The 26791-nt window shown below is 73.1% G+C and carries 20 protein-coding genes and 1 tRNA gene; 15 read left to right on the forward strand and 6 right to left on the reverse strand.

What is annotated here, in order from left to right; all coding sequences use genetic code 11:
• Positions 1-18: 18 nt before the first annotated feature.
• Positions 19-1122 carry a PP2C family protein-serine/threonine phosphatase gene (locus AC5677_RS33170; RefSeq protein ID WP_497191571.1) on the reverse strand — a complete coding sequence of 368 codons (1104 nt, stop codon included), beginning with the start codon at positions 1120-1122 and terminating at the stop codon, positions 19-21.
• A 466-nt stretch (positions 1123-1588) separates the two neighbouring features.
• Here AC5677_RS33170 and AC5677_RS33175 point away from each other — a divergent pair, with 466 nt between their 5' ends.
• The 5 genes from AC5677_RS33175 to AC5677_RS33195 are packed head-to-tail and all read left to right on the forward strand — an operon-like array spanning position 1589 to position 5500.
• Entirely contained in the window at positions 1589-3436 is a 1848-nt protein-coding gene (locus AC5677_RS33175; RefSeq protein ID WP_497191572.1) for a sensor histidine kinase, read from the forward strand.
• On the forward strand, positions 3426-3875 hold the full coding sequence (locus AC5677_RS33180) for a roadblock/LC7 domain-containing protein (protein ID WP_497191573.1): 450 nt from the start codon (positions 3426-3428) through the stop codon (positions 3873-3875). Before AC5677_RS33175 ends, AC5677_RS33180 begins: the two co-directional genes overlap by 11 nt.
• Positions 3876-3877: 2 nt before the next feature.
• Positions 3878-4282 (forward strand): DUF742 domain-containing protein, encoded by a 405-nt coding sequence (locus AC5677_RS33185; RefSeq protein WP_497191574.1) that lies wholly within the window; start codon positions 3878-3880, stop codon positions 4280-4282.
• Positions 4260-4880, forward strand: coding sequence for a GTP-binding protein (locus AC5677_RS33190; protein WP_497191575.1), 621 nt, complete (start codon positions 4260-4262; stop codon positions 4878-4880). Before AC5677_RS33185 ends, AC5677_RS33190 begins: the two co-directional genes overlap by 23 nt.
• Positions 4877-5500, forward strand: a complete 624-nt coding sequence (locus AC5677_RS33195; protein ID WP_497191576.1) for a GAF domain-containing protein — start codon at positions 4877-4879, stop codon at positions 5498-5500. Before AC5677_RS33190 ends, AC5677_RS33195 begins: the two co-directional genes overlap by 4 nt.
• Before the next feature lie 63 nt (positions 5501-5563).
• On the opposite strand, the gene AC5677_RS33200 is transcribed toward AC5677_RS33195, so the two are convergent.
• Positions 5564-6844: an acyl-CoA dehydrogenase family protein gene (locus tag AC5677_RS33200; RefSeq protein WP_497191577.1), complete on the reverse strand. Its 1281-nt coding sequence runs from the start codon at positions 6842-6844 to the stop codon at positions 5564-5566.
• 288 nt (positions 6845-7132) lie between these two features.
• Positions 7133-10417, reverse strand: a complete 3285-nt coding sequence (locus tag AC5677_RS33205; protein ID WP_497191578.1) for an amidohydrolase family protein — start codon at positions 10415-10417, stop codon at positions 7133-7135.
• A gap of 178 nt (positions 10418-10595) precedes the next feature.
• Here AC5677_RS33205 and AC5677_RS33210 point away from each other — a divergent pair, with 178 nt between their 5' ends.
• Positions 10596-11519, forward strand: coding sequence for an alpha/beta fold hydrolase (locus AC5677_RS33210; RefSeq protein WP_497191579.1), 924 nt, complete (start codon positions 10596-10598; stop codon positions 11517-11519).
• A gap of 63 nt (positions 11520-11582) precedes the next feature.
• On the opposite strand, the gene AC5677_RS33215 is transcribed toward AC5677_RS33210, so the two are convergent.
• The 3 genes from AC5677_RS33215 to AC5677_RS33225 all read right to left on the reverse strand — a co-directional run bounded on the left by AC5677_RS33215 (position 11583) and on the right by AC5677_RS33225 (position 13673).
• Positions 11583-12485, reverse strand: coding sequence for a transketolase family protein (locus AC5677_RS33215; protein ID WP_497191580.1), 903 nt, complete (start codon positions 12483-12485; stop codon positions 11583-11585).
• A gap of 88 nt (positions 12486-12573) precedes the next feature.
• A complete protein-coding gene (locus tag AC5677_RS33220; RefSeq protein ID WP_497191581.1) occupies positions 12574-13299 on the reverse strand; it encodes a thiamine pyrophosphate-binding protein in 726 nt (241 codons plus the stop codon).
• Positions 13300-13379: 80 nt separating this feature from the next.
• Positions 13380-13673 carry a YiaA/YiaB family inner membrane protein gene (locus AC5677_RS33225; RefSeq protein WP_497191582.1) on the reverse strand — a complete coding sequence of 98 codons (294 nt, stop codon included), beginning with the start codon at positions 13671-13673 and terminating at the stop codon, positions 13380-13382.
• 169 nt (positions 13674-13842) lie between these two features.
• Between AC5677_RS33225 and AC5677_RS33230 the strand changes: the two genes are divergently transcribed.
• The 9 genes from AC5677_RS33230 (at position 13843) to AC5677_RS33270 (ending at position 26646) form a co-directional block, all read left to right on the forward strand.
• Positions 13843-13916, forward strand: a tRNA-Pro gene (locus tag AC5677_RS33230).
• A gap of 312 nt (positions 13917-14228) precedes the next feature.
• Positions 14229-16943: a DUF4132 domain-containing protein gene (locus tag AC5677_RS33235; RefSeq protein ID WP_497191583.1), complete on the forward strand. Its 2715-nt coding sequence runs from the start codon at positions 14229-14231 to the stop codon at positions 16941-16943.
• 157 nt (positions 16944-17100) lie between these two features.
• Positions 17101-18279 carry an ATP-binding protein gene (locus AC5677_RS33240; RefSeq protein ID WP_497191584.1) on the forward strand — a complete coding sequence of 393 codons (1179 nt, stop codon included), beginning with the start codon at positions 17101-17103 and terminating at the stop codon, positions 18277-18279.
• 18 nt (positions 18280-18297) lie between these two features.
• Complete coding sequence (locus AC5677_RS33245; RefSeq protein WP_497191585.1) at positions 18298-20742, forward strand: DUF5682 family protein; 2445 nt, start codon at positions 18298-18300, stop codon at positions 20740-20742.
• Positions 20739-21941, forward strand: a complete 1203-nt coding sequence (locus tag AC5677_RS33250) for a VWA domain-containing protein (RefSeq protein ID WP_497191586.1) — start codon at positions 20739-20741, stop codon at positions 21939-21941. Before AC5677_RS33245 ends, AC5677_RS33250 begins: the two co-directional genes overlap by 4 nt.
• Complete coding sequence (locus AC5677_RS33255) at positions 21938-23935, forward strand: YehQ family protein (RefSeq protein WP_497191587.1); 1998 nt, start codon at positions 21938-21940, stop codon at positions 23933-23935. The genes AC5677_RS33250 and AC5677_RS33255 overlap by 4 nt, the downstream gene beginning before the upstream one ends.
• Before the next feature lie 237 nt (positions 23936-24172).
• Positions 24173-24661 (forward strand): helix-turn-helix domain-containing protein, encoded by a 489-nt coding sequence (locus AC5677_RS33260; RefSeq protein ID WP_497191588.1) that lies wholly within the window; start codon positions 24173-24175, stop codon positions 24659-24661.
• Positions 24662-24788: 127 nt separating this feature from the next.
• Positions 24789-25397, forward strand: coding sequence for a hypothetical protein (locus AC5677_RS33265; protein WP_497196848.1), 609 nt, complete (start codon positions 24789-24791; stop codon positions 25395-25397).
• Positions 25390-26646 carry an MAB_1171c family putative transporter gene (locus AC5677_RS33270; RefSeq protein ID WP_497191589.1) on the forward strand — a complete coding sequence of 419 codons (1257 nt, stop codon included), beginning with the start codon at positions 25390-25392 and terminating at the stop codon, positions 26644-26646. The genes AC5677_RS33265 and AC5677_RS33270 overlap by 8 nt, the downstream gene beginning before the upstream one ends.
• Positions 26647-26791 lie beyond the last annotated feature (145 nt).

Raw genomic sequence — 26791 nt, forward strand, 5'->3', positions numbered from 1 at the left:
GCGCAGGCAAGGCGGCGCCTAGGCGGGGCCCGCCGTGCCCGTCCGGGTGATGGCCAGGATTGCCATGTCGTCGTCGCGCGGCCCGCCGCTCCAGCGCTCGACCTCCCGCACCAGAACGTCGATCAGCTCCCGGGGGTCCCCGAACGGACCGCGCCCCGCCAGTTCGGTCACCGGGTCGAAGAACGCGCCGGTCCGGTCCCGGGCCTCGGTCACCCCGTCGGTCACCAGCAGCAGCGTGCTGCCCACCGGGAACGGCCGGTCGACCGGCTCGGGCCGGGCCACCCCCAGGCCGCCCAGCCCCAGCGGAAGCCCCGCATCCGCGGACTCCAGCGCATGCAGCTCGCCGTCGCGGCACAGGTACGGCGCCGGATGGCCGCAGTCCAGCAGCCGCAGCCCGCCGCCCGGGGGCAGTTCGCAGATCAGGGCGGTGATGAACCCCTCCAGCCGGACCTCCTCGGAGGTCTGCTCGCTCTCCCGCACCAGCGCGCGCTCCATCCGGTCGGCCAGCGCCGGCAGCCCCGGCTCCCGCTCCGCCGCCTCGCGGAACGCGCCGAGCAGCACCGACACCGCGCTCACCGCGCCGAGCCCCTTGCCCCGCACGTCGGCGATCAGCAGCCGGACGCCGAACGGGGTCCGCTGCACGGCGTAGGCGTCACCGCCGATCCGGGCCTCGCTCTGGGCCGCCTGGTAGCGGGCCGCGATGGCCAGCGAGCCGATCCGCTCCGGCGGCGCGGGCAGCACCGCACGCTGTGCGGCCTCCGCCACCGTCCGTACGAGGTCCAGCCGGCGCCCGTGCCGGGCGACCACCCGGTTGACCCCGACGCCCATCAGCGCGGCGAAGAGCGTGTTGAAGAGCTCCAGATGGCCCACGACATTGTCGGCGGTGCCGTCCTTCACCGTCAGCGCGAAGACGCCGCAGACGATCGCGATGCCGACCGCAACGGTGTGCCGTAGCGAGAGCAGCGCACCCGCCGTCACGGCGGCCGCCGTCAGCATCGGGTCTCCCCAGTACTCCTGCGGGGAGAACGTGTTCCACACGAGCCCGCCCGCGACCAGGACGCCCGGGGCGAACTCGACGTACCGGGGCCAGGGGCCGGTGGCACGCGGGCGCGGGGGGTTCATCGCCGGGCCCGGCAGGCACCGCTCGGCGGCCGGCCGCCGTGACGGTGAATGGAGGGCATCGGGAACTCCTTGTGCGGACGGGCGCGCCCCTCAGCCTTCAGCCCTCGCGCCCCGGAGGCCACCCGGACCGCCCGAACGTGTGTCACCTCATTGCCGACGGGGGCCGACGGGCGCCGACGGGCCGACGGCCGGTGCCGGGTGCCACCGGCCTCGACAGACACCCCCAAAGGGCGACAACTCCCTCTCCCTGAACGCGAGTTCGTATGAAATCGCACTGTCGTACGCACCAACCCACTTACGGAGGTAGCGAGGGGTAGCGAAACCCCGAAGTGGGTCCGGACCCCACCCCGGAAACAACTAGCGTGCGTGCTCCGTGAACTGCCAACGGCCGATCCGGAGGGCGCCGATGCCTACCGCATTCCCCCAAGGGACCCAGACGTTCCCGGAGGTTCAGAGGTCCCCAGAGGTGGAGAGTTCCTCCGGTGACCAGCGTTCCCCGGGAAGCGCGCCCCTACCCATCCCCACGCGGCGGCGGGAGCGGGAAGGCGGACGGCACGGCCGGGCCGCCTTCCCCGAGTCGGCCGCCGATTCGGCGATACGGTCCCGCCTGGTCCGGCTCGCCGCCGTCCCCTGCCTCCTCGCCGCGGTCACCTGTACCGCCGTCGCCGCCTTCGCCGTCCAGTCCGGCGGCGCCCACCTCACCGGCCGCCAGTGGCCGGTACTGGCCGGCGGGCTGGGCCTGGTCTGCGTCATCGTGCTCGCCGCGGGCGCCACCGCCAACGCCGAGGCCCGCGCCGTCGTCCAGCGCTACGCCCGCCTCCGCGAGGTCTGCGCCCGCAGCCAGTCCGACCTCTACGACCTCCTGGACCGGGTACGGCAGGGCGACCGCCTGCACCGCCGCGACCCCGACCACGAGCCCGCCCCCGCGCCCACCGGCGACACCCTCGACCTGCTCGCCCACGAAGTGAGCGCCGCCGGGCGGGCCGCCGAGGCCGCCGTCATCGACGCCGTCGCCATCGCCCGCAGCAACGCCACCGGCAGCGAGCAGAAGGTCGAGGTCTTCGTGAACCTCGCCCGGCGCCTGCAGTCCCTCGTCCACCGCGAGATCCTGCTGCTGGACGAGCTGGAACACCAGGTCGAGGACCCCGACCTGCTCAAGGGCATCTTCCACGTCGACCACCTGGCCACCCGCACCCGCCGGCACGCCGAGAACCTCGCCGTCCTCGGCGGCGCCATCTCGCGCCGCCAGTGGACCCGCCCGATCTCCATGATCGAGGTCCTGCGGTCCGCCATCGCCGAGGTCGAGCAGTACCCCCGGGTCAAGCTCGTCCCGTCGATCGAGGGCCATCTGCAGGGCCACGCCGTCGCCGACGTCGTCCACCTGCTCGCCGAACTCGTCGAGAACGCCGCCATCTACTCCGCCCCGCAGACCCCGATCCTGCTGCGCGCCCAGCTCGTCACCGCCGGCCTCGCGGTCGAGGTCGAGGACCGCGGTCTGGGCATGGACGCCGACGAGCAGACGCAGATGAACGCGCTGCTGGCCGACCCCGACCACGTCGATGTCGCCGAGCTGCTGAGCGACGGCCGGATCGGACTCTTCGTCGTCGCCTCGCTCGCCCGCCGGCACGGCATCGTCGTACAGCTGCGGAGCAACATCTACGGCGGGGTGCAGGCCGTGCTGATCGTGCCCAAGGAGCTGCTCGGCGACGCACCGGCCGAATCGGCCGAGCCGGGCGCGGCGGCACCCGGCGTCCCGGAGACCGCTCCGCCGCCCGAGCGCGACGACCCCTACCCGTACGACGACGCCTACGGCGGCCCCCGGCACGCCACGGGACCCCAGGGCCTCGACGCCCCCGATGCCGCCCCCGGCCCGTCGCTCGACGCTCCCCGGCGCGGCGACGGCGACGGCTCGGTCATGCCCCCGCCCCGCGTCGTGCGCCCCCGCTCCGAGCCCGGCCCCGTCCAGCTGCCGCCCGCCCCGCCCGCCGACCTGGACAACGGCACCCGCCCCCAGCTGCCGCGCCGCATCAAGCAGACCCATCTGGTCCCCGAACTCCGCGGCGACCCGATCCTGCCCACCGCCGACGCCGGCCCCGAACGCGACCACGACCCGAACCTGATGGCCACCTTCCAGCGCGGCTTCAGCCTCGGCGACGACACCTACGCGGCCGGCCTCGCCGCCTACCGCAACCGCAACACCGCAGGCCAGGGCGGCGACACCAGCGGCCCCGGCAGCACTGAGCTGCTTGACGAACGCGACCACGAGGCCCCGTCGGCCCACCCACGAGGAGACGACCACAACCATGGTGAGTGATGTGCACACGCCGCCGCATGCGCAGCTCCAGGACCAGCAGCAGGGGGAACTGTCCTGGCTGCTGACCGGACTCGTGCAGCGCGTCCCGCATACCCGCCGCGCGCTCCTGCTGTCCTCCGACGGCCTGGTGAAGGCCGCTCACGGCTTCGACCCGGACAGCGCCGACCATATGGCGGCCCTGGCCTCCGGCCTCTACTCCCTCGCCCGCAGTACCGGAGCCCGCTTCGCGCCGGGCGACAAGGTCCTGCAGGTCGCCGTCGAGCTGGAATCCAGCGTCCTGTTCGTCTCGGCCGCCGGATCGGGCGCCTGCCTGGCCGTCCTGGCGGGGCGCGACGCCGATGTGGGCGTGCTGTCGTACGAGATGGGGATGCTCGTCAAGAGCGTCCGGCCGTACCTGTCCACGCCAGCCCGCCGGCAGGCACCGGCAGGCGGTCGCTGAAGATGCCGTTGCGCCGCCGGACGCGGTATGGCGGCCACGACCCGGCCTGGTACGACGACGCGGCGGGCCGGCTCGTCCGGCCGTACACCATCAGCAACGGCCGGACCCGCCCCACCGCGCACTTCGACCTGCTGACCATGGTGATGGCCACCGGACGGCGGCCCGTCGCCTGCCAGGGACCGGACTACGCACAGGTGCTGGGGCTCTGCGGCGGACCGGTCTCGGTCGCCGAGATCGCCGCCCACATACGGCTGCCCGCCGTCGTCACCAAAGTGCTCCTCGCCGACCTCGTCGACTGCGGGGCGCTCACCGCGCGGGCCCCGGCGGCCGTTTCGGCGGATCCCGCGTCCCGTACCGACCGAGCCCTGCTGGAGGCGGTGCTGAATGGACTTCGCAAACGACTGTGACCCCCTGACCCCGGGGGATCCCTCCTCCGACCTCTTTCCGACCGCGCTCAAGATCCTGGTCGCGGGCGGCTTCGGGGTCGGCAAGACCACCTTCGTCGGAGCGGTGAGCGAGATCGAACCGCTCAGTACGGAGGAGCTCCTCACCCAGATCGGCATCGGCACCGACGATCTGGCGGGCGTCGAGGACAAGAACACCACCACCGTCGCCATGGACTTCGGCCGGATCACCCTGGGCTCCGAACACGTCCTCTATCTCTTCGGCACGCCGGGCCAGCAGCGCTTCTGGTTCATGTGGGACGAACTGTCCAACGGCGCCCTCGGCGCGGTGATCCTCGCCGACACCCGCCGCCTGGACCAGTGCTTCGCCGCCGTCGACTTCTTCGAGCGGCGCGGCATCCAGTTCATCGTCGCGGTCAATGAGTTCGACGGCTCCTATCGCTACGAACCCGACGAGGTCCGCGCCGCCATGGACCTCCCGGACCGTACGCCGGTCGTCCTCTGCGATGCCCGCCAGTGCAGTTCGGCCACCAACATCCTGGTCTCGCTCGTCGAGCATCTGCTCACCCCCGCCCTAGCCGCCACCCAGGAGCTGCCATGAAGCATTCCGCCTCGCGCGTTCCCTACGTCTCGTACGACCCCACGCGCCGGCTGCTGCTCACCCCCGAGGACAACGAGGCGCCGGCGCGCGTCGCCCGACTGCGCGAACTGGGCATCGGCAGCTCCCCGCTGCCCGCGTTCGACGACTTCGCCCGCAAACTGGCCGGTACGACCCGGACGCCGTACGCGATGGTCAACTTCATCGACGAGAAACGACAGTACTTCGCCGGGCTCTACGCCCCCGGCCTCGACCAGGCCGTCGAGCTGGGACCGGCGCCGCCCAGCGGCCGTCCGGGCCGGGTGATGGCCCGCGACCACGGCTACTGCCCGCATGTCGTGGTCCGCCGCAAGGCCCTGGTCCTGGAGGACGTCTGCGACTACCCGCGGTTCGCGGGGAATCCCGTCGTCGACGAGATCGGCATCCGCTCCTATATGGGCGCGCCGCTGATCGACCGTACGGGAATGACGCTGGGCACGGTCTGCGTGGTGGACCTGGAGCCGCGTCCCTGGGGGCGGGAGGGGCTGGCGACCATCAAGTCGCTGGCCGCGGAACTCGTCGAGCAGATTCATCACATGGAGGATCAGCAGCGGCAGGGACAGCGGCAGTCCGACGCCTCCTGACCCGGTGTCCCCCTGACGGGCCGCGGTATCGGTGCCGGTGACCGAGAACCGCGGCCCGGCCGCTCACTTCTGCGGCACGAACCAGGCGTATCCCCGCCTCGGGCGCGTGCGCTGGCCCGGCACCGTGGGCGGCGCGTCCTCCTCCGGCCGCTCGGCGGGCTCCAGCCGCAGCAGATCCGCCAGCCGGCTCGACCACTCGCCCTTCACCCGGCCCAGCGCCAGCTCGCCCAGCCGCAGCAGCTGGACGTCGGAGGTGCCGGCCGGCGCGAACATATGGTGCGCATCGCGCAGGAAGCGCTCCACCGGCCGGTCGGTGAACAGCCCGCACCCGGCGTGGATGTCCATCGCATCGCGCGCCGACTCCAGCGCCGACTCCACATTGACCAGCTTGGCGTTCATCAGCTCGGCATCGCACGGCAGCCCCTGGTCCAGCAGGTGCACCGCGTGATACGCGGACAGCCGGGCCAGCAGCAGCCGGGACTGGATGCGCCCCAGCTTGAGCTTGATGTTGCCCAGCTCGGCCAGCGGATTGCCGTAGCGCTGCCGCTCGGCGCAGAACCGCGAGGTCTCGTCCAGCACCGCCTGATGGATCCCCAGCGACACCGCGGTCAGGTTGGGCCGCCCGTAGAGCACGCTGGAGGAGTACGCCACGGACAGACCGTCGCCCTCCCGGCCCAGCAGATTCGCCGCCGGGACCCGGCAGTCGTCGAAGAACAGCTCGCCGAAGCTGAAGCCGTGCAGGCCCATCGAGGGCTGCTGTTCCCCGACCCGGAAGCCGGGGCTGTCGGACTCGACGAGAAACGCGGACAGGCCCTTGGAACCCTCGCCGGTGCGGACCACCACGCCGTGCAGATCGCCGACATGGCTGTTGCCGACGTAGATCTTGCGGCCGTTGAGGATGTAGTCGTCGCCGTCGCGGACCGCGGTGCTCTCCATGCCCAGGACGTGGCCGCCGGACTGCGGTTCGGTCACGGCTATGGTCGGCAGGCAGTCGCCGGAGGCTATGGCCGGCAGCCAGGTCTTCTTCTGCTCCTCGTTGCCGAAGTGGACGATCTTCGCGACGCCCAGCTGGGACGCCTGCACCATCGCGCCCATGGCGGCGCTGACCCGGGACAGCTCCTCGATGATGATGGTCTTGGCGATGTGTCCGGCACCCATCCCGCCGTAGGCGCGCTGTACGGTCGCGCCGATCCATCCCTGGCGGGCGATCAGGCGCGAAAGGTCATGGCAAACGGAACGGCTCGCCTCCATTTCGGCAACCCGGGGGCGGACCTCGCGCTCCGCGAAGTCCCGCACCCGCTGCCGGAGTGCTTCATGTCTCTGGTCGGTGAAATAGCGATGCAAGACGAGACCTCCTCCGCGATCCATCCCGCGCTGGTCGTACGTCGCCCGTGGACGGCACTGGCGATGCCGTCCACCTCGTCGTTCCGGAACGTGATCCGTTGACTACCGCGTGCAATACCCGTTGGCATACCTACTGCGGGGCGCGCAAAACATCAACTGGTGGCATTCAAGCGATGAGTTGAAGCGCGAAACTGTTGCGCACAACCCCTTCCCCGGGACGGCAGTGGCGCGGCTTCCGGACGTCCCGGAAACCGCGCCACCCCACGCCTCCCGGCGCGCTCGGCCCGTTCAGTGCCCGGCGCCGCAGCAGGACTCGCGACGCTGCTGCCGGCCCACCTCCAGCCAGTCGACGGCCGCGTGCGCGGACCGTGCCGACCGGTCCGCGGGCGAGGCGGGCGACTCGGGCGGCGAGGGCGAGCCGTGCGCCGGGAAGGAATCGACCAACTCCCGCCGCTCGACGACCCGTCCGCCCCGCAGCACCGCCGAGATCCGCACCAGCGAGGCGAAATCGGCGAACGGATCGCCGTCCACCAGCGTCATATCGCCGAGCTTGCCGACCTCCAGCGTCCCCAGGTCCCGCTCCGCGCCGAACACCTTGGCGGGCAGCGCGGTCGCCGTCCGCAGCGTCCGGGCCACGCCCATCCCGCCCCGGTGCAGCGCCCGCAGACACAGATGCAGGGACAGCCCGACCGGCGACAGGGGCTGATCGGTACCCAGCGCCACCAGCCCGCCCCCGTCCAGCACCCGCCGGTAGATGGCGACTTCGGTCCCGATGTCGGCCAGCTGGGCCGGTGTGGGCCGGTGCCCGGCGTCCTCCCGTACGACGGCGGCGTCCCAGGGCGGCATCAGCCTCCGCACCCGGTCGTCGTCCGCCAGGGAGGGATCGTCGCCGAGCAGCGCGGCCGCCGAGAACGGCGTCGCGAGAAGGTGGAAGTCGGTGCCGGTGTAGATCTCCTCGACGTCCTGATAGGAGTGCGCGGAACCGGAGACGGCGTGCCCGAACTCCACCCGCTGGGTGGCCTGCAGATGGGTGGTCAGGTCCTGGCCCAGCTGTACGCCCGGGGACAGCAGATGGCTGCCCGCGCGGACGCCGAGCCGCTCGTGGGCGAAGCGCGCGGCCTCCGCCATCACCCAGCCCGGCGCCCGCACATAGGTCTTGACGAAGTCCCACTCCAGGGCCGCACCCCGCGCCAGCGAACGCCGCAGCCCGGCGCGGGTGCCGTGCGCCCGCCCCATGCTGTACGCGACCCGGCCGCCGTCCAGCAGCTCCCCGCAGGTCAGCAGCCGCGGCCCGGTGAGCGCCCCGGCCGCCACGGCCTCCCGGATGCGGGCCTGCTCGTACGAGAAGCCGCCGCAGGACACCGCGGTGGTGATCCCGTACGCCAGCTGCAGCGCCGTCTGCCGGCCGCCGTAGGTCGTCTGCCACGGATGGGTGTGCGCGTCCCACAGGCCGGGCAGCACGGTCTGCGCGGAGGCGTCCACCCGCCGGGCCGCGCCCGCGCGGGTCGCCCGGTGCGGCTCGACCGCCGTGATCCGCCCGTCCCGTACGACCACATCGACGTCCTCGCGGACCTCCTCCCCGGTGCCGTCCCAGAACCGGCCCGCGTGGACGACGGTGTCCCGGGCCGGTGCCCGGTGCCGCTCCAGAGGTACGCGTACGGTCCGGGCCGGGCCGCCGTCCATGCCGATCAGCCGCAGCTTTCCGGCCGAGAGATAGAGCAGGGACAGCGTGCCGGAGTCCCCGGACCACGACGGGTGGTCGGCGCTCTCCTCGGTCAGCTGCCGCGGCGCACCGTCCGGCGTGCCGTCGGCCCGTACCGGCAGCACCCACAGCGCGGATTCGGCGATCAGCGCCATCCATCGCCCGTCCGGGGACCAGACGGGCCCGGAGTCGTAGCGGTCGGCGATCGAGAGGTGCTCGGCGGCCGCGTACAGCCGGCCCTGACCGGTCTCGGTGTCGAGGACCCGGATGACGTTGTAGCCCTCGCGGAAGCGATGGTTGAGGCGATTGCGGTCGCAGTACGCCAGATAGCGGCCGTCGGGCGACCAGCTGGGGCGGCCGGGCAGCCCGCCGCCGCCCATCGGCGCGGCCAGTACCTTCTCCGTGCCGTCCGCCAGGGTGCGCACGACGAGATTCCCCGACATGTCGAGCGCGGCCAGCCGCCCGCCGTCCGGCGACAGCGCCGGCTGCACCCGGCCTCCGGTGGCCAGCACCGTCTCCTGTCCGGTGGCGAGCTCGTGACGGCGCACCGCGAACAGCCCGTCCCGGTCGTCCGCGTAGACCAGCGCCCGGCCGTCGCGTGACCAGCTCGGCGCCAGGACGTACCGAGTGGGCGCGGCCCGGACGATCCGCTGTGGTGCGCCGCTGCCCGAAGTGGGCGCGATCCAGAGGGAGTTGAGGGCGGCAAAGGCGATCCGGCGGCCGTCGGGGGAGAGCGCGGGCAGATGCACCCCGCGCACCGGACCCGTCTCCGCCCGCTCGAACCCGTAGTCCTTGACGCGGTAGCGCGGGCGGTCCAGCGGCAGTTCCGCCCGGAACGGAATGGTCTCGGCCCGCGCCGGAGCGTCCACCGGGACGATCCGGAACCGGCCGCCGACCGTCAGCAGCAGGGCGTCCCGCGCGACCCAGCGCGGCGGCACCGGCTCCACGTCCCCGTCGACCTCGACCCGGGCGCCGTCCACCACCAGGGCGCAGGTGGGGCCCGGATAGTCGGTGGTCCGCAGGTACGCCAGCCGCCCGGTGGGGGACAGCGCGGGCGCCATCACCTCGGCGGCGGCCGTCTCGGTGTGCTCGGTGCGCACCGCGCCGCCACCGTCGGCGGACACCGAGGCCACCGTGCGGGAGGTCAGCGTGGCGCCGGTGACCCGGCCCCGTACGAAGGTGATCCGGGAGCCGTCCGGTGACCAGCAGGGATCGAAGTCCTCCCAGGCGCCGTCCTGGTGCGGCCCGTCCTGACCGGACAGCCCGGTCACCCGCGTCAGCCGCTTCGTCGCCACCTCCAGCACCCAGATCCGGTACGGGCCGCCCGCCACCGCGTCACCGCCCCGCTCGGAGGAGAACGCGATCCGGGTCCCGTCGGGGGACCAGGCCGGGCCGCGGTCGTCCCAGGGGCCGTCGGTCAGCTGCTCCAGGCCGGTGCCGTCGGCGCCCAGCATCCACAGGTGGAAGCCGCCGTCCCGATAGGCACACAGGGCGATCCGGCGGCCGTCGGGGGAGTGCACCGGGCGGGTGGGCTCCAGGCCGGGCGGGGTCAGGGCCACCGCGTCGCCGCCCGCCCGCGGCAGCGACCACAGGACGTCCTGGACCTCGGCGACCAGCCGGTCGCCGGCCGGGGAGAGGGAGGCCGCGCCATTGGTGGCGGCGGTGAAGGAGAGCACCGTACCGGGTAAGCGGGCGTCCTGGGCCCAGGCGGCGGCGGGTGCGGCCCCGGCCAGCCCGGTCACGGCGGCCGCCGACGCCGTGCCCTGGAGAAACCTGCGGCGGGACAGCGGCGAAGGACGAAGGGGCGCGGCGGGGGAATCGGGCGAGCCGGGCGAGCGGCGGGCGCCCTCGGAAGGGTCTGCGGTATCCAACGATCCTCCTGGATAAGGGGGTTGCGCACAGGAGCCGGGGAAGAACCGGCCGATCGTGTCATGTCGCGCGGGTACGGGGTCAACCGTGGCGCGCGCCCCTTGGCGGACCGCCGCCGGGAGCGCGAGAGTGGGCCCGACGACTCTCAGCCATCACCCCCGGCAGTCAGGAGACGACGCCATGCAGGCCATGCAGCAGGACTTCCACCAGGCCCCGGACGGTGCCCGCATCGCCACGTACACCTGGCTCCCGGAGTCCGGCCGGCCGCGGGCCCTCGTCCAGATCGCCCACGGCGCCGCGGAACACGGCAGGCGCTACGACGCCGTCGCCCGCTTTCTGACCGGCCACGGCTACGGCGTCATCGCCTCCGACCACCGCGGCCACGGCGGCACCGCGCCCGCCACCGGGGGCCGCGGTGTGGTCGCCGAGGACGCCTGGCGGGCGATCGTCGCCGACCTCAAGGGCATCGGCAACCATGCCGCCGCCGCCCATCCCGGTGTCCCCCTGGTCCTGCTCGGCCACAGCATGGGCTCGATGCTGGCCCGCGACTACGCCCAGGAGTACGGCGCGGACCTCGCCGGACTGATCCTCTCCGGCACCTTCCGCACGCTGCCCGGCCTGGACATCGACGCCGCCGTCGGCGAGCTGGACCAGGAGATCGCCGCGCACGGCCGCAGCCACCTCTCGCCCTTCATCCCGCGCACCTTCAGCTCCTTCAACGACGCCTTCCCCCACCGCACCGGCTACGAATGGCTCTCCCGCGACGCCGCCGAGGTCGACCGCTACGTGGCCGACGACGACTGCGGCTTCCCCTTCTGCGCGGGCCTCGCCCTCGACTGGGTGCAGGCCATCCGCAAGATCAACGACCCCGCCCATCTGGCCCGCATCCCCCGCGGCCTGCCCGTCCATATCGCCGTCGGCGACCAGGACCCCTGCCACCAGCACATGACCCTGGTCCACGAACTCCTCGAGGACTTCCGCTACGTCGGCACCCGCGACCTCACCTGGAAGGCGTACCCGGACGCCCGCCACGAGATCCTCAACGAGACCAACCGGGACGAGGTCCACGGCGATCTGCTGGCGTGGCTCGACAAGCACGTCTGAGGCGGTGAGCACGTCTGAGGCGGTGAGCGGGCCCCGCGCCGCCGTGCTCCGGCGGCGCGCCCCCTACTGCCCCAGGAAGCCCGCGATCCGCTCCCGCATGCTGCGCGGGTCGAGACCGTGCCCGGCCAGGTGCTCGTCCATCCCGCCGTAGCGGCGCAGCTCCTGACGGCCGACGCCCAGACCCAGTACGCGGTGCGGGCGGTCCTCCAGCGCGTCGTTCGCGAAGCGGGTGGAGGTCCCGGCGAGATACGGCTCCACGATCACCACCTGCGCGGCGTCGGCCGCCCCGGTGGCGGTCCGCAGCGTCTGCGCGTCGAAGGGCCGCACGGTCGTCGCGTACAGCACGGTCACATCCAGCCCCTCGGTCGCGGTGAGTACGGGGTCCAGCATCGGCCCGACCGCCACCACCACCCCGCCGCGCCCCTCCCGCAGGGTCCGGAACCGGGCTCCGTCCACCGGCCGCGCTGCCTGGTTGACCTGCACGGACAGCCGTACGTACACCTTGTCGTCACCGGCCGCCGCGGCCTGCCGCAGCAGCGTCTCGGCCTCGTCCGGGTGGCCGGGCACATGCACCGTCCAGCCGTCGAGCGTGTCGAGCAGGCCGACATCACCGGGCGCCATATGGGTGAAGCCACCGCTGGGCCAGTCGTACGAGGCGCCGGCGCTCACCAGCACCCCGCCCACGCCCTGGTGGCCGAAGTCGAGCTTCACCTGCTCGAAGGGGCGCTCCACCAGGAAGCTGGCGAAGGTGTGCAGGATCGGCCGCATCCCGGTGAGCGCCAGCCCGCCGCCCACCCCGATCATCAGCTGCTCCCTGATACCCACGTTCACCACCCGGTCGGGATGCCGCCGGGCCGCATCGGCGAAGCCGTCCCTGCCGATCTCGGCGAGCACGACCGCGAGCCGCGGGTCCTCGTCGAGCAGCCGCGAGGTGACCGAGGCAAAACGCTCACGCATGGTGTCCATCACTGGGTCCCTTTCGAAGTACAGAAGCGCTGAGAGCACGAAAAACGTGGAAACGCGGAGGCTTGGAGGCGCGGAAGGAGGCGGGCCGTCAGCCGGTCTTGGGCTCGACGCGGGCGACCACCGCACGGGGGCGGCCCGGGTGCGGCGCGGTGAAGGCCTCGTACAGCGCCTCGTGGTCGCGGCCGTCGGCGGTGGTCGCCGACCAGCCGGCGGTCTCGAAGCGGGCGGCGATGCCGCCGGGCCGGCCGTGCGAGGCGGAGGAATTGTCGATGACAAGGGTGTGCAGCCGGTCCAGGCCGGTGGCGCCCGCGTAGGCCAGCGCCTCGTGGTTGCTGCCCTCGTCCAGTTCGGCGTCGCCGATCAGCACCCAGACGGCCGGTCGCGTCCGGCCCTGCGCCCGCAGCCCGAGGGCGGTGCCCACGCCGAGCGGCAGCCCGTGCCCGAGCGAGCCACTGCCGATCTCCGCGCCCGGTACGAGCATCCGGTCGGGGTGGTGCCCGAGCGGCGAGTCGTACGAGCCGAAGCCCGGCAGCCAGTCGGAGGGGAAGAAGCCCTTGGCGGCCAGCACGGCGTAGTAGGCCATGGGGCCGTGGCCCTTGGAGAGCAGAAAGCGGTCCCGGTCGGGGTCCTCGGCGGTGGCGGGGGAGACCCGCAGCACCCGGTCGTAGAGCACCCAGAGGGCGTCGAGGGTGGAGGTCGCGGCCGGCCCGTGCTTCTCATCGCCCGTCATCAGGCTCATGAGAGTGGGAAGTTCGTCGAATCCGGCCGTGGTGGTGGGGGCGGGGAGGGGCGGCGTGATGGCTGCGTTCGTCATGCCACAGAGCCTGCAACCTCAAGTTTCCTTGAGGTCAAGCCCGGGGCGCGGATCCCTCTCCGCGCCCCGGGTCGCCGGAATCAGGCCTGGGTCGAATTGAAGACGTCCTGCTCGATGAGGATCTTGTCGATCCGGGCCTTGTCCACCCGGTTCGTCACCTCGGCGACCTCTTGCCGGTCGCGTACGCACTTGGCCAGCGTGAATGCCGACGACACCACGAAGATCAGCCCGAGTGCGAGAAACCCGCGCTCCCAGGGCCCGACCGGCAGCTTGATGATCCCGATCATCAGCGCCACCAGCGACAGTCCGAACGAGGTCGCGGCCTGCACAAAGAACGCCGTGGTCGTCGGCCGCTGAATGGATGGAGTAGTCATGCGCGTAGCGTGGCGGCGCCGTGACAGGGGCGCATGAGTACGGGTACTCATCTGCGGCACCCACCGCGCCGGTCCGCCGCGCCGGAATGTGGCGGCGCCCACCCTCTGACATGGGGTATTGTTCTCGTGCGCGGTCGGTCCGGGGCATCTCCCGGCCGGAACGGGCAAACGGGACGTGGCGCAGCTTGGTAGCGCACTTGACTGGGGGTCAAGGGGTCGCAGGTTCAAATCCTGTCGTCCCGACAGTGAAGTCGGATTGTTTTGTCACTTCAGGGGCCATCTTCGGATGGCCCCTGAAGTGCGTTTGAGGTGTTTTCGGCGTGCGTTCGGCGTGCGCTTGCTGTGCGTTCGGCGGGCTTTGCCGAGGCATGCGAGCTCCTTGCTCTGTTGTGCCGTTGGCCCGGGGCGGGGTGGGGCCGGCGCATGACGCCGGTACGCGAGGAGGCCGGTACGCGAGCACGCCGACGCGAGAGCACGCCGACCGCGACGGTCATTGTCAGACCCCCCAACTAGTCTTGGCGCCAACGATGTTGATAGGCAACGGGGGAGGCGCGAATGGGCCGGTCGGAGCGGGTGAGCGACGTCGGGGACGGGGCCGCGGGGGAGGACAGTTTCGTCGTTCCTGAGGCGTGGCGCGAGCGGGTCCATCCGCGGCGTGGGGGAATCGCCGGGCCGCCGGTCGAGATCGACTCCCGTGCGGCGGGGGCCATCCGGCGCAGGCTGGCGAAGATCCGGACCGATCTGGACGGGGTCCTGGACCACTCCTCCAGTGACAAGGCGATGGCGGACGCGGCGCGTGCCCATCTGAACGGCGAGCCGGATCCCCTGGGTGCGGCCGTGGTCGCGGCGGCCATCTGGTCGATGTCGGGGTGGGACGAAGAGAAGTGCGAGGGCTTCACGGATGCCTGGGCCGGGCAGCACGGGCTGCTCTTCGCCGCCGTGGCGACCGCGGAGCTCAGCCGCGTACTCGTCCTGGACAGGCCCAAGAAGCCGACGTTCGACGGCTGGGTGACGGTCCTGGACGATGACAACTCCGCCTCCGGCTTCGAGGACATCGAAGGGGCCGCCCGCCGGACGAGGGAATTGCTGGCCGCCGCCGGCGAGGCCGAATACCAGGAGGTCGTCGCCGCGCTGGCGGACCACCGGCTGACCCAGTATCAGCGGGTCGTCGTCTCCTACCTGGTGCCGACCCGGACGGACTGGTCGGACGAGCTGGTCGCCACCCCGTTGACGGCCAATTACGCGCGCTGGTCACCCCTCCTGGTGTGTGCGCTGAGTTCGGCGGAACAGTTCACGCTGCTGCGGGAGCGGCAGGGCGAGGCCTGGCTGCAGATTCCTCCGGTGGTACACACCGTTGCCGAGGGCGTCGGCGGCCCCGCGATGGCACCGACGCTGGTCACACTGCTCGATGAGAATCGTGTCCCCCTTCCCTGGGACCTCAACGCCATCTACGACGTGCTGGCCGCCACGCCCGGCGACGAGGCGTTCGGCGCGCTCGCCTCCCGGCTCGGGCGGCCGGGTGTCCATGCGGCCGTACTGGAGGCGAAGAGGCGGTTCCCGGTGCGGGCGCTGCGGCTGCTGGCCGACTCGGCCACCGGCGCCTCCCGTAGGGCGCGCATGGCCGGACGGCTGCTGCGGGAGCACCTCAAGGCGCACCCCGCCCTGGTCGAGGACGTGGTGCCGACCCTGCCCGACAGGGCCCGGAAGACGATCGGGTCGGCCATGCGGGCCAGGGAATGGGTGGCGGAGGCGGCGCCGGAGACGCTGCCCGACCTGCTGGTGGACCCGCCCTGGGGGCGCGCGGAGGCCGCAGGCGGGGAGCCGGCCCCGGGCGACGAGATCGATGTCCATCTGCTGCCGCAGGTGCTGGTGCGCGGCAGCCGCCTGGCACTGCCGGTGCCGGCCGCCCGGCATCTGGTGAGGATGCTCGCCGTGGCCCGGCCCGGTGAGGCGGGCCCCGCGGGGGCGGCGGATGCCGGCATCGACGTCGTCAAGGAGCTGTGCGAACCGGCGTCGCTGGACGAATTCGTGTGGGCGCTGTTCCGGCAGAGCGCCGAGGCGCCGGCCTGGGCACTGGCCGCGCTGGAGCGGCTCGGCGGCGAGGAGACGGCCCGCGAGCTGACCCACCTCATCCGCACCTGGCCGCGGCAGGGCCACTACCGCAAGGCGATGGCCGGCGTCGATGTGCTGGCCGCCATCGGCAATGACGTCGCGCTGATGCATCTGAGCGGGATCGCCCAGCGGACCAGGCACAACAGCGTCAAGAAGACGGCCTGGGACCATCTCCGCCGGCTCGCCGATGAGCGGGGGCTGACCGCGGAGCAGCTCACCGAGCGGTTGGTGCCCGGCTTCGGTCTGGAGCGGGACGGCAGCCTGATCGTCGATTACGGCCGGCGCCGGTTCACCGCAGGCTTCGATGAGCAGCTCCGGCCGTATGTCACGGATGAGGACGGCAAGCGGCGCAAGAGTCTGCCCAGGCCCGGCGTGCGCGACGACCAGGTCCTCGGGCCGCTCGCACACCGGCGGTTCACCGGGCTGAAGAAGGACGTGCGGGTGGTCGCCGCGGACCAGATCCGGCGCATGGAGCGGGCCATGGTGTCCCAGCACCGCTGGTCCCCGGCCGAGTTCCGCGCGACGTTCGCGGACCACCCCCTGCTGTGGCACCTCGCCCGGCGGGTGCTGTGGACCGCCGAGTACGGCGACACCCGCCGCGACTTCCGCCTGGCGGAGGACCGTACCCTCGCCGACATCGAGGACGAGGCGTTCGCCCTTCCGGACGCGGCAAGGATCGGCATCCTTCATCCCGTCCACCTGGCCGCGGAGCACAACTGGGCGGAGGTCTTCGCCGATTACGAGATCCTCCAGCCGTTCGCCCAGCTCGACCGGCCCGTCCATGCGCTGTCCGACGACGAGCGCGGCGGCACGGATCTCGCGCGCTTCCAGCACCTCACCGTGCCGACCGGCGCGGTCCTCGGCCTGGAGAAGCGCGGGTGGCGGCGGGCCGCTCCCCAGGACGGCGGCGTACAGCCGTGGATCTCCCGCGAGATACCCGGCGGCCTCTCCGTGGCGGTGGGGCTGGACCCGGGCATCGTCGTCCGGGCGCCCTACGAGCGACCCGAGCAGGCCCTCACCGGCGTCACGATCCGTGACCTCGCCGAGGACGGGCGGCGCCGGAAGCCGCGTCCCGCGCGGACCTTCGGCGACCTCGACCCGGTGACCGTCAGCGAACTGCTTACCGACCTCATCGACCTGACCGGGGCGGACGCCTGACCGGCAGGGACTCCTGACCGGGGCCGGCTCCCGACCGGGACGGGCCCCTGGCCGTCCCGAGCCGCTGACCGTGCCGCACACCTGAACCGCGCCGATCCCGACGACCGCGCCGATCCCGACGACCGCGCCGATCTTCCGAACCGCGAGGCACCACACCGTGACATCACCACCCGTATCCACACCGGGATCCACACCGGGATCCGCGCCGGGATCCGCGCCGGGATCCACGCCCGGATCCACCGAATCCGCGTCCGCCCAGCGGCCGCCCGCCGAAGTCCGCTTCGCGGACGAACTCGCCCGGCTCCGCGACACGGACGACCGCCACCGGCCGCCCGGCTGGGCCCTCAGCCTGGACGCCGCCCGGCGGTTCATCGTCGGGGACGACAAGCGCGGCGTCAGCCGTAAGTTCGTCGGCGACTCCGCCCTGGTCGACCGCGCCCTGGTCACCCTGGCGACCAGCCGCGGGCTCATGCTGGTCGGCGAGCCGGGCACGGCCAAGTCGCTGCTGTCGGAGCTGATCGCCGCCGCCGTCAGCGGAGAGTCCACGCTCACCGTGCAGGGCGGTGCGGCCACCACCGAGGACCAGATCAAGTACTCCTGGAACTACGCCCTGTTGGTTTCCGAGGGGCCGTCCCCGCGGTCCCTGGTGCCGGCGCCGATGCTCCGCGGGATGACCGAGGGCAAGGTCGTCCGGTTCGAGGAGATCACCCGCTGTCCGCTGGAGGTCCAGGACTCCATGCTCTCGCTGCTGTCCGAGCGGGCGCTCGCGATTCCCGAACTGACCGGCGCCGACGGCATGGTGTTCGCCACCGAGGGGTTCAACGTCATCGCGACCGCCAACACCCGCGACCGCGGCGTCAACGAGATGAGCGCGGCCCTCAAACGCCGCTTCAACTTCGAGACCGTGTTCCCCATCGCCGACCTGGCCACCGAACTCGACCTGGTCGAGCGGGAGGCCAACACACTGCTGCGGCGCTCCGGGGTGGCGATACCGGCGCCCCGGGACGTCCTGGAGGTGCTGGTCACTGCGTTCCGTGAGCTGCGCACCGGCAGCGCGGAGGCGGACGGCGGCGGATCCACGGACCGGCTCTCCACGGTGATGAGTACCGCCGAGGCGGTCTCGGTCGCGCATGCCGTGGGCCTGCGTGGCTGGTATCTGCGGGGGGAGGCGGGCACGCCCGCCGACATCGTGGAGTGCCTGGCGGGCACGGCGGCGAAGGACAACGCCGAGGACCTCGCCCGGCTGCGCCGCTACCTGGAGCAGCGGGTGCCGCGGAAGAAGGGCGCCCAGTGGAAGGCCCTGCACCGCGCCCGCCACCTCCTCCCGGACCGGTGAGGGGACGGTGAGGAGCAGGTGACCGCCACCTTCGTCGGGGTCCGCCACTACAGCCCGGCCTGTGCCCGGCTGGTGGCCTCGACCATCGAGTCGCTGCGCCCCGCGTTCGTCCTGGTGGAAGGGCCCGCGGACGTCAACGGCCGGATCGACGAGCTGCTGCTCGACCATGAGCTGCCGATCGCGGTGTTCAGCTCCTACCGGGACGGCGAGCGGTACGAGAATTCCTGGACGCCGTTCTGTGCGTATTCCCCGGAGTGGGTGGCGCTCACCGCGGGTCGGGAGTGCGGCGCCGAGGTGCGGTTCATCGACCTCCCGGCCTGGCATCCGGCGTTCGCGCGCCGCCGCAACCGCTATGCGGACGCGGACCGTTGGGGTGCGGAGGCGGTCGCGCACCTCTGCAAGACCTTCGCGATCGACGATGAGGATGCCCTGTGGGATCACCTCTTCGAGGCCGGCGGTGAAGGAGACGGCCAGGGGGACGGCGGAGGAGGAGACGGCGCGGAGGGCCTCGGGAAGGGGCTCGACGAGCGGCTCTCGGCCTACTTCGACCTGATCCGCGGGGAGGAGCGCGCGGGCGAGGAGGACCTGGCGCGCGAGGCGTATATGGCGCGATGGGTCAGGGCGGCGGTCGCCGAGGCCGCCGGCCGGCCGGTCGTCGTGGTGACCGGCGGCTTCCACCAGCCGGCGCTGCGCGCCCTGTGCGACGCGGAGACGACGGGGGAGGACGACTGGCCCGAGGTGCCGAGGCCGCCCGATGAGGCGGTGGCGGCAAGTTACCTCGTGCCGTACTCCTTCCGGCGGCTGGACGCCTTCGCCGGTTATCAGTCGGGCATGCCGTCCCCGGAGTACTACCAGCGGCTGTGGGAGAGCGGGGCGCGGGCCGCCGCCGAGGGGCTGGCGGCGGAATCCGTGGCCCGGCTGCGGCGGCGCGGTCATGTGGTGTCCACGGCGGATCTGATCGCGGCGCGCACCATGACCGAGGGGCTCGCGCGGCTGCGCGGCCATCGCATCCCGTTCCGTACCGATGTGCTGGACGGCCTGGCCGGGACGCTGGTCTCGGACGATCTCGGGCAGCGGCTGCCGTGGGCCGCGCGCGGCCCGCTGGCCCCGGGCGCCCACCCCGTCGTGGCGGAGCTGATGGCGGCGTTCAGCGGCGACCGGGTCGGCCGGCTCCACCCGGACACCCCGACGCCGCCGCTGGTCCACGACGCGACCGCGGAGCTCGAACGCCTCGGGCTCGCCGCCACGGCCTCGTCGGCCCTGACCCTGGACCTCGCCGACGACCGGGGCCTGCGCCGCAGCCGCGTCCTGCACCGGCTGCAGGTGCTCGGTATCCCGGGATGCGTACGGCAGTCGGGGCCGGACACCGGAGCCGAGCTGGTGCTCAACGAGCGCTGGCAGCTGTCCCCTTCCGACCGGCGCCTGCCCCGGCTGATCGAGGCGGGAGCCTACGGCGCCACATTGCGGGACGCCGCGGCGGCGGTGCTGCGGGAGCGGATCGCCGATGCCGGCAATGACGCCGGGCGGCTCGCCGGGGTGCTGTTCGATGCCGCGCTGTGCGGTCTCGCCGAGCTGTCCGCGGGTGCGCTCGAAGCCGTCGACGCCGGGATCGCGCAGGCGGTGGATCTGGGCGGGCTCGGCAGGGCGCTGGGCGCCGCGCTCGGCCTGTGGCGGCACGACCGCCTCCTGGGAGCGGCCGGGAGCCCGCTGCTGGGCGCCGTCATCGGGGCCGCCGTCACCCGGATCCTGTGGCTGGCCGAGGGCGTGCACGGCGGCCCCGCGCCCGCCGACCGGGCCCGGCTGTCCGCATTGGCGGCGACGCGGGACGCGCTGGTGCACGCCGGGCGGCAACTCGGACTGGACCGGGCGCCGGCGCTGGCCACCGCGCGCCGGATCAGCGCGGACACATCGGCGCCGCCCGATCTGCGCGGCGCGGCCTTCGGGCTGTGCTGGTCCCTGGAGAGCGTCGGCGAAGGCGAGGACGACGAAGACGCCCGTGAGGGCGGCGGCCGCCTTGGCCTCGACCCGGCCGAGGCCCTCGCCGGTACGGCCGGCCCCGAGGTGCTGGGCGACTGGCTCGCCGGGCTGTTCGCGCTGGCCAGGAGCGAGGTGCTGGCCGACGGCGGTACGGGCGGCGGCGAAGGCGTCCTCGGGGCGCTCGACACCGTGGTCGCCGCCATGACCGGGGACGAGTTCCTGGTGGCGCTGCCCGCCCTGCGCCAGGCGTTCGCGTACTTCCCGCCCCGCGAACGGGAGACGATCGCCGGCGGACTGCTGGACCGCCGGGGGCTGCGCGGCTCACCCAGGGCGCTGACCCGGACGGTGGCCGACCCCCTGGTGGCCGCCGAGGCGATGGCCCTGGAGGAGCGGGTGACCCGTGTCCTGGCCGCAGAAGGGCTCGGCCCGATCGCCCCCGGCACACCCGGCACAAGAGACATCACGACCGCACGGGGGACATCATGACCGCGCCGAATCCGGAGATCGAACGCTGGCGGCTGATCCTCGGCGCCCCGGCCTGGCGCCGTACGGGCGCGCCGGAGGGCGAGGACGCCGACCGCGACGCCGCGCTGGAGTGGCTCTACGGCCGCGACCCGGAGCGGGCGCGACGCCAGATCCGGATCGGCGGACTGCGCGGCGCGGACGGCGCAGAGGGCGACGACGGCACGGACGCCACCGACGGTACGGGCCGCGCCAGGGAACGGGCCGGCGGCGATGAGCCCTCCGTGCTCACGACCGTGGAGTGGCTCGACGACATCCACCGGCTGTTCCCCAAGGAGACCATCGAGCGGCTGGAGCGGGACGCCGTCGAGACGTACGGGATCCAGGAAGTGGTCACCGACCCGGACGTCCTGGCCCGTATCGAGCCCAACGCCACCCTGCTGCGCGCCGTGCTGCGCACCAAGCATCTGATGAACCCTCAGGTGCTGGCGCTCGCCCGGCGCATCGTCGAAGCGGTGGTCCGTGAGCTGATGGAGCGGCTCAAGCCCGAGATCCGGCAGTCCTTCGCCGGCACCCGGGCCCGTCGGCCCAGCCGTTTCCGGCAGGCACGCAACTTCGACTTCCACGCCACCATCCGCGCCAACCTCGCGCATTACGACCCCGCGGCACGCCGTGTGGCGATCGAGAACCCCCGGTTCTTCGCCCGGACCCGGCGCCATGTCGAGCAGTGGCAGCTGATCCTCCTGGTGGACCAGTCCGCGTCGATGACCTCCTCGGTGATCCACTCGGCGGTGACCGCCGCCTGTCTGTGGGGCCTGCCGGGACTGCGCACGCACCTCATCGCCTTCGACACCGGCGTGGTGGACCTCACCCACGACGTCACCGACCCGGTGGAGCTGCTGATGACCACGCAGCTGGGCGGTGGCACGGACATCGCCAAGGCGGTGGCGTACGGTGCCTCGCTCATCGACAACCCACGCCGGACGATCCTGGCGGTGGTCACCGACTTCTATGAGGGCGGCGACGCGCAATGGCTGGTCCGCACGGTGCGCGAGCTGGTGCAGCAAGGCACGCAGGTGCTCGGGCTCGCCGCACTGGACGAGGCGGCCAACCCCGACTACGACCACGACCTCGCGCAGCGGCTGGCCGACACCGGCGCCCATATCGGCGCCATGACCCCCGGGCAGCTGGCGGCGTTCGTCGCGGAAAGGCTGGGCCGATGACCCGCGACGACCTCCTCACCCTCACCCCGGACGCGCTCGCCGCGCTCGCCAACCGCGGCCTGGTCAAACGCGCCGCCAAGGCCCTCGACGCCGGGACGGCGCCGGCCATCGAGGTCGGCGCGGACGGTACGGTGCGGGGCGCGTTCGAGGACGGTGTGACGGCCGCGCTGCCTCCCGACACCGATCTCCAGGCGGCGTCCTGCAGCTGCGCGGCGCCCGGCGTGTGCCGTCATCGCATCGGCCTGGTCCTGGCGTATCAACGGCAGTTCGGGCGGCCGCGGGCCGAGGCGGAGCCGGCGCCGTTCACCCCCTGGTCGCCGGGCGGCGTCGACGACGCCACCCTGACCGCCCTGTACGGCGCGCCGGCCCTGGCCGCCGCCCGCCGCACCCTCACCGCGGGCTTCCCGGCGCGGCTGGTGCGCCCCACGCCCGCCGATCCCGTGGCGCGCGCGGAACTGCGCTCCTGCACGGTCCGCTTCCTGGTGCCCGGCGAGGTGCGCTACGCCCATACCGACGCCGCCGATACCGCCCGTCACGAGATGGTCGTCCTCGCGGTGTGGGCGTTCCGGGCGGCGGACGCACGTGGCCTGGACGCCGACGACGTCCGGCTCGACGTGGGAGGCGCCGCCGAGAAGCCCGCCGCCGGGGCGGCCCCGGGCCTGGCGGCCGTGGTCGCCCTGGCCGATGAGCTGCTGCTCGACGGCGCCGCGCACACGGGCGCCGTGGCGACGGCCTCGCTGCGCCGCGCCGTCCGCAGCCTGGAACGGCAGGGCCTGCGCTGGCCGGCCGCCGCGCTGACCGATCTCGTCGAGCAGCTGGACGCCTACCGGGACCGCACCACCGTGCACCGCCCCGAACGCCTCGCGGAGCTCCTCACCGAGATCCACGCCCGGCACCGGGCGACCGTCAACGGCGGCGCCGGCCCCCGCTCCCGGGTCCTGGGCAGCGACGAGCCCGCCGAGACACCGCTGCGCCGCGTGCACCTCACCGGCCTGGGCTGCCGGATCGGCGGCAGCGCCACCGAGCGCACCGCCGAGGTGTTCCTCGCGCACCCCGACAGCGGCACGGTCCTGGTGCTCCGCAAGCACTGGCCGGTCCCCGAGGGCGAGGACCGGCCGCTGACCGGCGCACGGCTCGCCACCCGCAGGCTCAGCGGCGTGCCGCTGCGCTCCCTGGCCACCGGCCAGGTGGTGACCGAGTCCGCGTCCCGCAGCGCGAGCCGGATCGTCCGTCTGGCGCCCGGCCGGGTCGCCCGGACGAGCGTCACCCCGCTGGGCGACGGCCTGGCGTGGGGCGGTCTGCCCGCATCCGTGACGGCCCCCGGCCTCGCCGCCCTGGAGCGCCAACTCGCCGGACTCCCGCCGAAGGTGCTCCGCCCCAGAGTCGAGGCCGAACTGGTCAGGGCCGTACCGGTCGCCGAGGTACGGACGATCGGTTACGACCCCGGGGACCAGCGCCTCGACGCCGTCTTCGCCGACGAGCAGGGGACGGAGGCGCTGATTTCGGCCACCTACGATGCCGCCTGCCCGGCGGCGCTGGACTGCCTGGCCGCCGCCCTGGAGGGCGAGTTCGGCACCCCCCGCTACCTCAGCGGCCCGGTCCACCGCTCCGGAGGCCGCATCACGTTGCGCCCCCTGGCCGTACTGACCGATGACGGCCCCGTCCTGCCCGATCTCGCGCCGGGCGACGGCGATACGGACCTCGGCGCCGCCCCGGAGGAGGACCACGGCCCGTGCGACCCCGTCGACGACGCCCTGCGGACCGCCCTCGCCGGCTGCGCCGACGCCGCCCACCACGGCCTGCGTCAGGTGCCGCCCGGCGTCCGCCGCCGCCTCGGCGATGCGGCGGCGGCCCTGTCGGCCGTGGGGCTGCACACCGCCGGAGGGCTGGTCGGCGCGCTGTCCCGGGCCGTGGCGGAGGGCGAGCCCGACGCGATGGTCGCGGCGTGGGTGGAGGCCCAGCTGAGACTGCTCACGACGGCCGAACTCCGGTGACCCCGGAGGGTGTCGACGACGACCGCGGCGGCCCCGGACCGCTCCGGTGCGCGCGCAGAGTGAACTCAACTCCCGGTTAAGTTCGTCGGGCCTCACTGTCCGTAAGTGGACTGGTGCGGGGCGTTCGTCCCATGAAAGGATGAGGACAGAGGTTCCGGGGCCCTTAACTGTTCGTTGGGCTCGGCCCGTTGGGCCACCGACCGCACGGGACCCGGAGGAGTCCGGAGGACGGTGGGGATGACAGTGGGGGGCGACGGCCGGCCCAAGGGGGCGAGCAGCCCGCTCGCGGAACGGCTCAACCATCTCTTCGCGCATATGCACCCGGCCGGGGCTCCGTACACCAACGCGTTTGTGGCCGACGAGATCAGCGGTGAGACGGCCGAATACGGCGGGGTCAAGGTCACCGAGCAGTATCTGTCGATGCTGCGCAACGGCAAACGCACCAACCCCAGCCCGGAGTTGCTGCGCGCGCTGGCCAAGTTCTTTGCCGTACCGGTCGGTTATCTGCTGGGCGACCTCTCGCAACCGCAGGCCGCGCGAGTGGCGGAAGAGGTCCGCTTCCTGGCGGCGATGCGCGATCAGCGGGTGCGGGCCATCGCGCTGCGCTCCGTCGGGCTGCCGCCGGAGGTGCAGGAGAGCCTGACGACGATCATCTCCCAGTTCCGGCAGCAGATGAATCTGCCGGCCGATCCGCCGGATCAGGGTGGTGAGCGGCGTGCGGAGTGAGGCGACAGGCGGTCCGACAGACGAACCGGCGGGCGAACCGACCGGCGATCGGACGGGGACCGCCGAGTGTGACCAGATCTTCGCCATCTGGCGGCGGGCCGGACACGAGGACGGGACGAGCATGCGAGTGGGGCAGATACGCAGGCGGTGCAAGCAGCTGATCAAGGAGCTGGCGCTGCCCGCCTCCATCGATCTGCGGGGGATGTGCGACATCGTCGCCGCGCGTGTGGAACGGCCCGTCCATATGGTGCCGATGAGCCTCGGCGGGGTGGTGTCGGGGATGACGGCATCCACGGATGACGGCTACTGGATCTTCTTCGAGCTCAAGACGTCCCCCTGGCACCAGGCACACATCGTGCTGCACGAGCTGGGCCATCTCCTGCTGGGGCATGCGCAGGATCCGGCCATTACGGAGGACGCGCTGCGGCTGTGGACCCCGTCGGTCGATGTCGCCACCGCCATGCGCCGGATGGGGCTGACCGCGGGCTTCGCCCGGCACCACGGCTATGACAACGTCGCCGAGCGGGAGACCGAGGTGCTGGGCACGCTGCTGATGGAGCGCGTCGCTCCGTCGGCCGGGGAGCGCGAACTCCCGCTGGAGGGCCAGGCGGCCGAGCTGGCCGCGGCGCTCGGCCCCGCGCTGCAGCACATCCGCAAGCAGCAGGAATCGGACACCGACGCCGACGCAGAGGCGGCCGCCGAGGCGGCCGGGGACGGGGGGCCGCGGCGTGTTTGACGTCATCTACCTCTGCTTCGGAGCCCTCGCCTGGACCATCGTCGGCTATAAATCGGCCGCCTGGTTCCGCGACCGCGGCAATACCGACCTGGGCCTCGCCTGCCTGATGACGGGCGGGGTGGCGACGGTCTTCCTCTTCTCCGCGCCCAGCCTCTACCGCTGGTTCGACCGGCTGGTCGGCGTGGCCAATCTCGCCATGGTCTTCCTCTACTCCTCCGTCGTGGTGTTCGCCGCGGGCGCTTTGGTGCTGCTGCTGCGCTGGACGGCCGGCGAGGGCGAGGCCGGCCGGGCCCGCGCGCGGACGAAGACGCGCGCCGCCGTCGTGAGCGTGGCCGCGCTGTGGGCGGTGGCGATCGTCGGCTTCGCGGTCGGCCGCCCCGATGCGGTCGAGCACCCCCGCGACTTCAGCACCGCTTACACCAACTCTCCCGGTGTGATGCTCTTCCTGGTGCTGTATCTGGCCATCTTCGGATCGAGCCTGGCGGCCCTGGGGACGCTCTGCCCGCGCTACGCCACCCGGCTCGGCGCCTCCTGGCTCGCCCGGGGCCTGCGGATGCTGGCCGCGGGCTGCTGGCTCGGCCTGGTCTACTGCGCCTGCAAGGTCATCGGCTTCGTCCTGTCCTGGGCCGGCCACCCGGCGCCCTGGCTGTCCAACGGCGTGGCCCCGCTCAGCGCCTCGGTCGCGGCGATCCTCGTACTCGCCGGATTCGCCCTCCCGGCCGCCGGTCCCCGCGCCGCCGCCTGGCGCCGGCTCCGTCGCCTCTCCCCGCTCTGGCGGACCGTCACCGCAGGGACTCCCGAGGTCACCATGGAACGGTCGAACTGGACCGTCCGCTGGCCGTTCGCCGACCTCGAATGGCGCGCCAACCGCCAGATGGCGGAGATCCGGGACGTCCAGCGCGGCATCCGCCGCCATGTCGAGTCCGACGCCGTCGACATCGCCCGCGAACGGGCCCGCGCCGTCTCGCTCGACGACCGTCAGCTGGCCGCCGTCGCCGAGGCTGCCGCGCTGCGTCGCGGGCTGGAGAACCGCGCGGTGGGCCATGTGCCCGCCCATGGCGCCGACAGCGTGGTGGTCGTCGCGGAGGCGGCGGGCGGGACGTCCGCCGGGACGGCCAAGCACCCCGGAGGAGCCGAACTCTCCGCGGAATACGAGCATTTGGCGCTGGTCGCGGATGTCTATCACTCGCCCCTGATAGAGACCGTGCTCACCGAGCTGCGGCAGCGCAGCTCCCTGGCGCGCGGCTAGCGGCGGCGCGACCACACAGACGGGGTGGCCCGGCACGGGGGTCCGGGCCACCCGTACGACAGGGGCGGCACGGGATCGTAGGCGCCGGTGCCGCCCCGCCCGTTGCCGTCCGCGTCCCGCCGCCGAAGCGCCGGGAGCCGTCCGT

This window comes from Streptomyces sp. JLSY215, assembly GCF_059682825.1.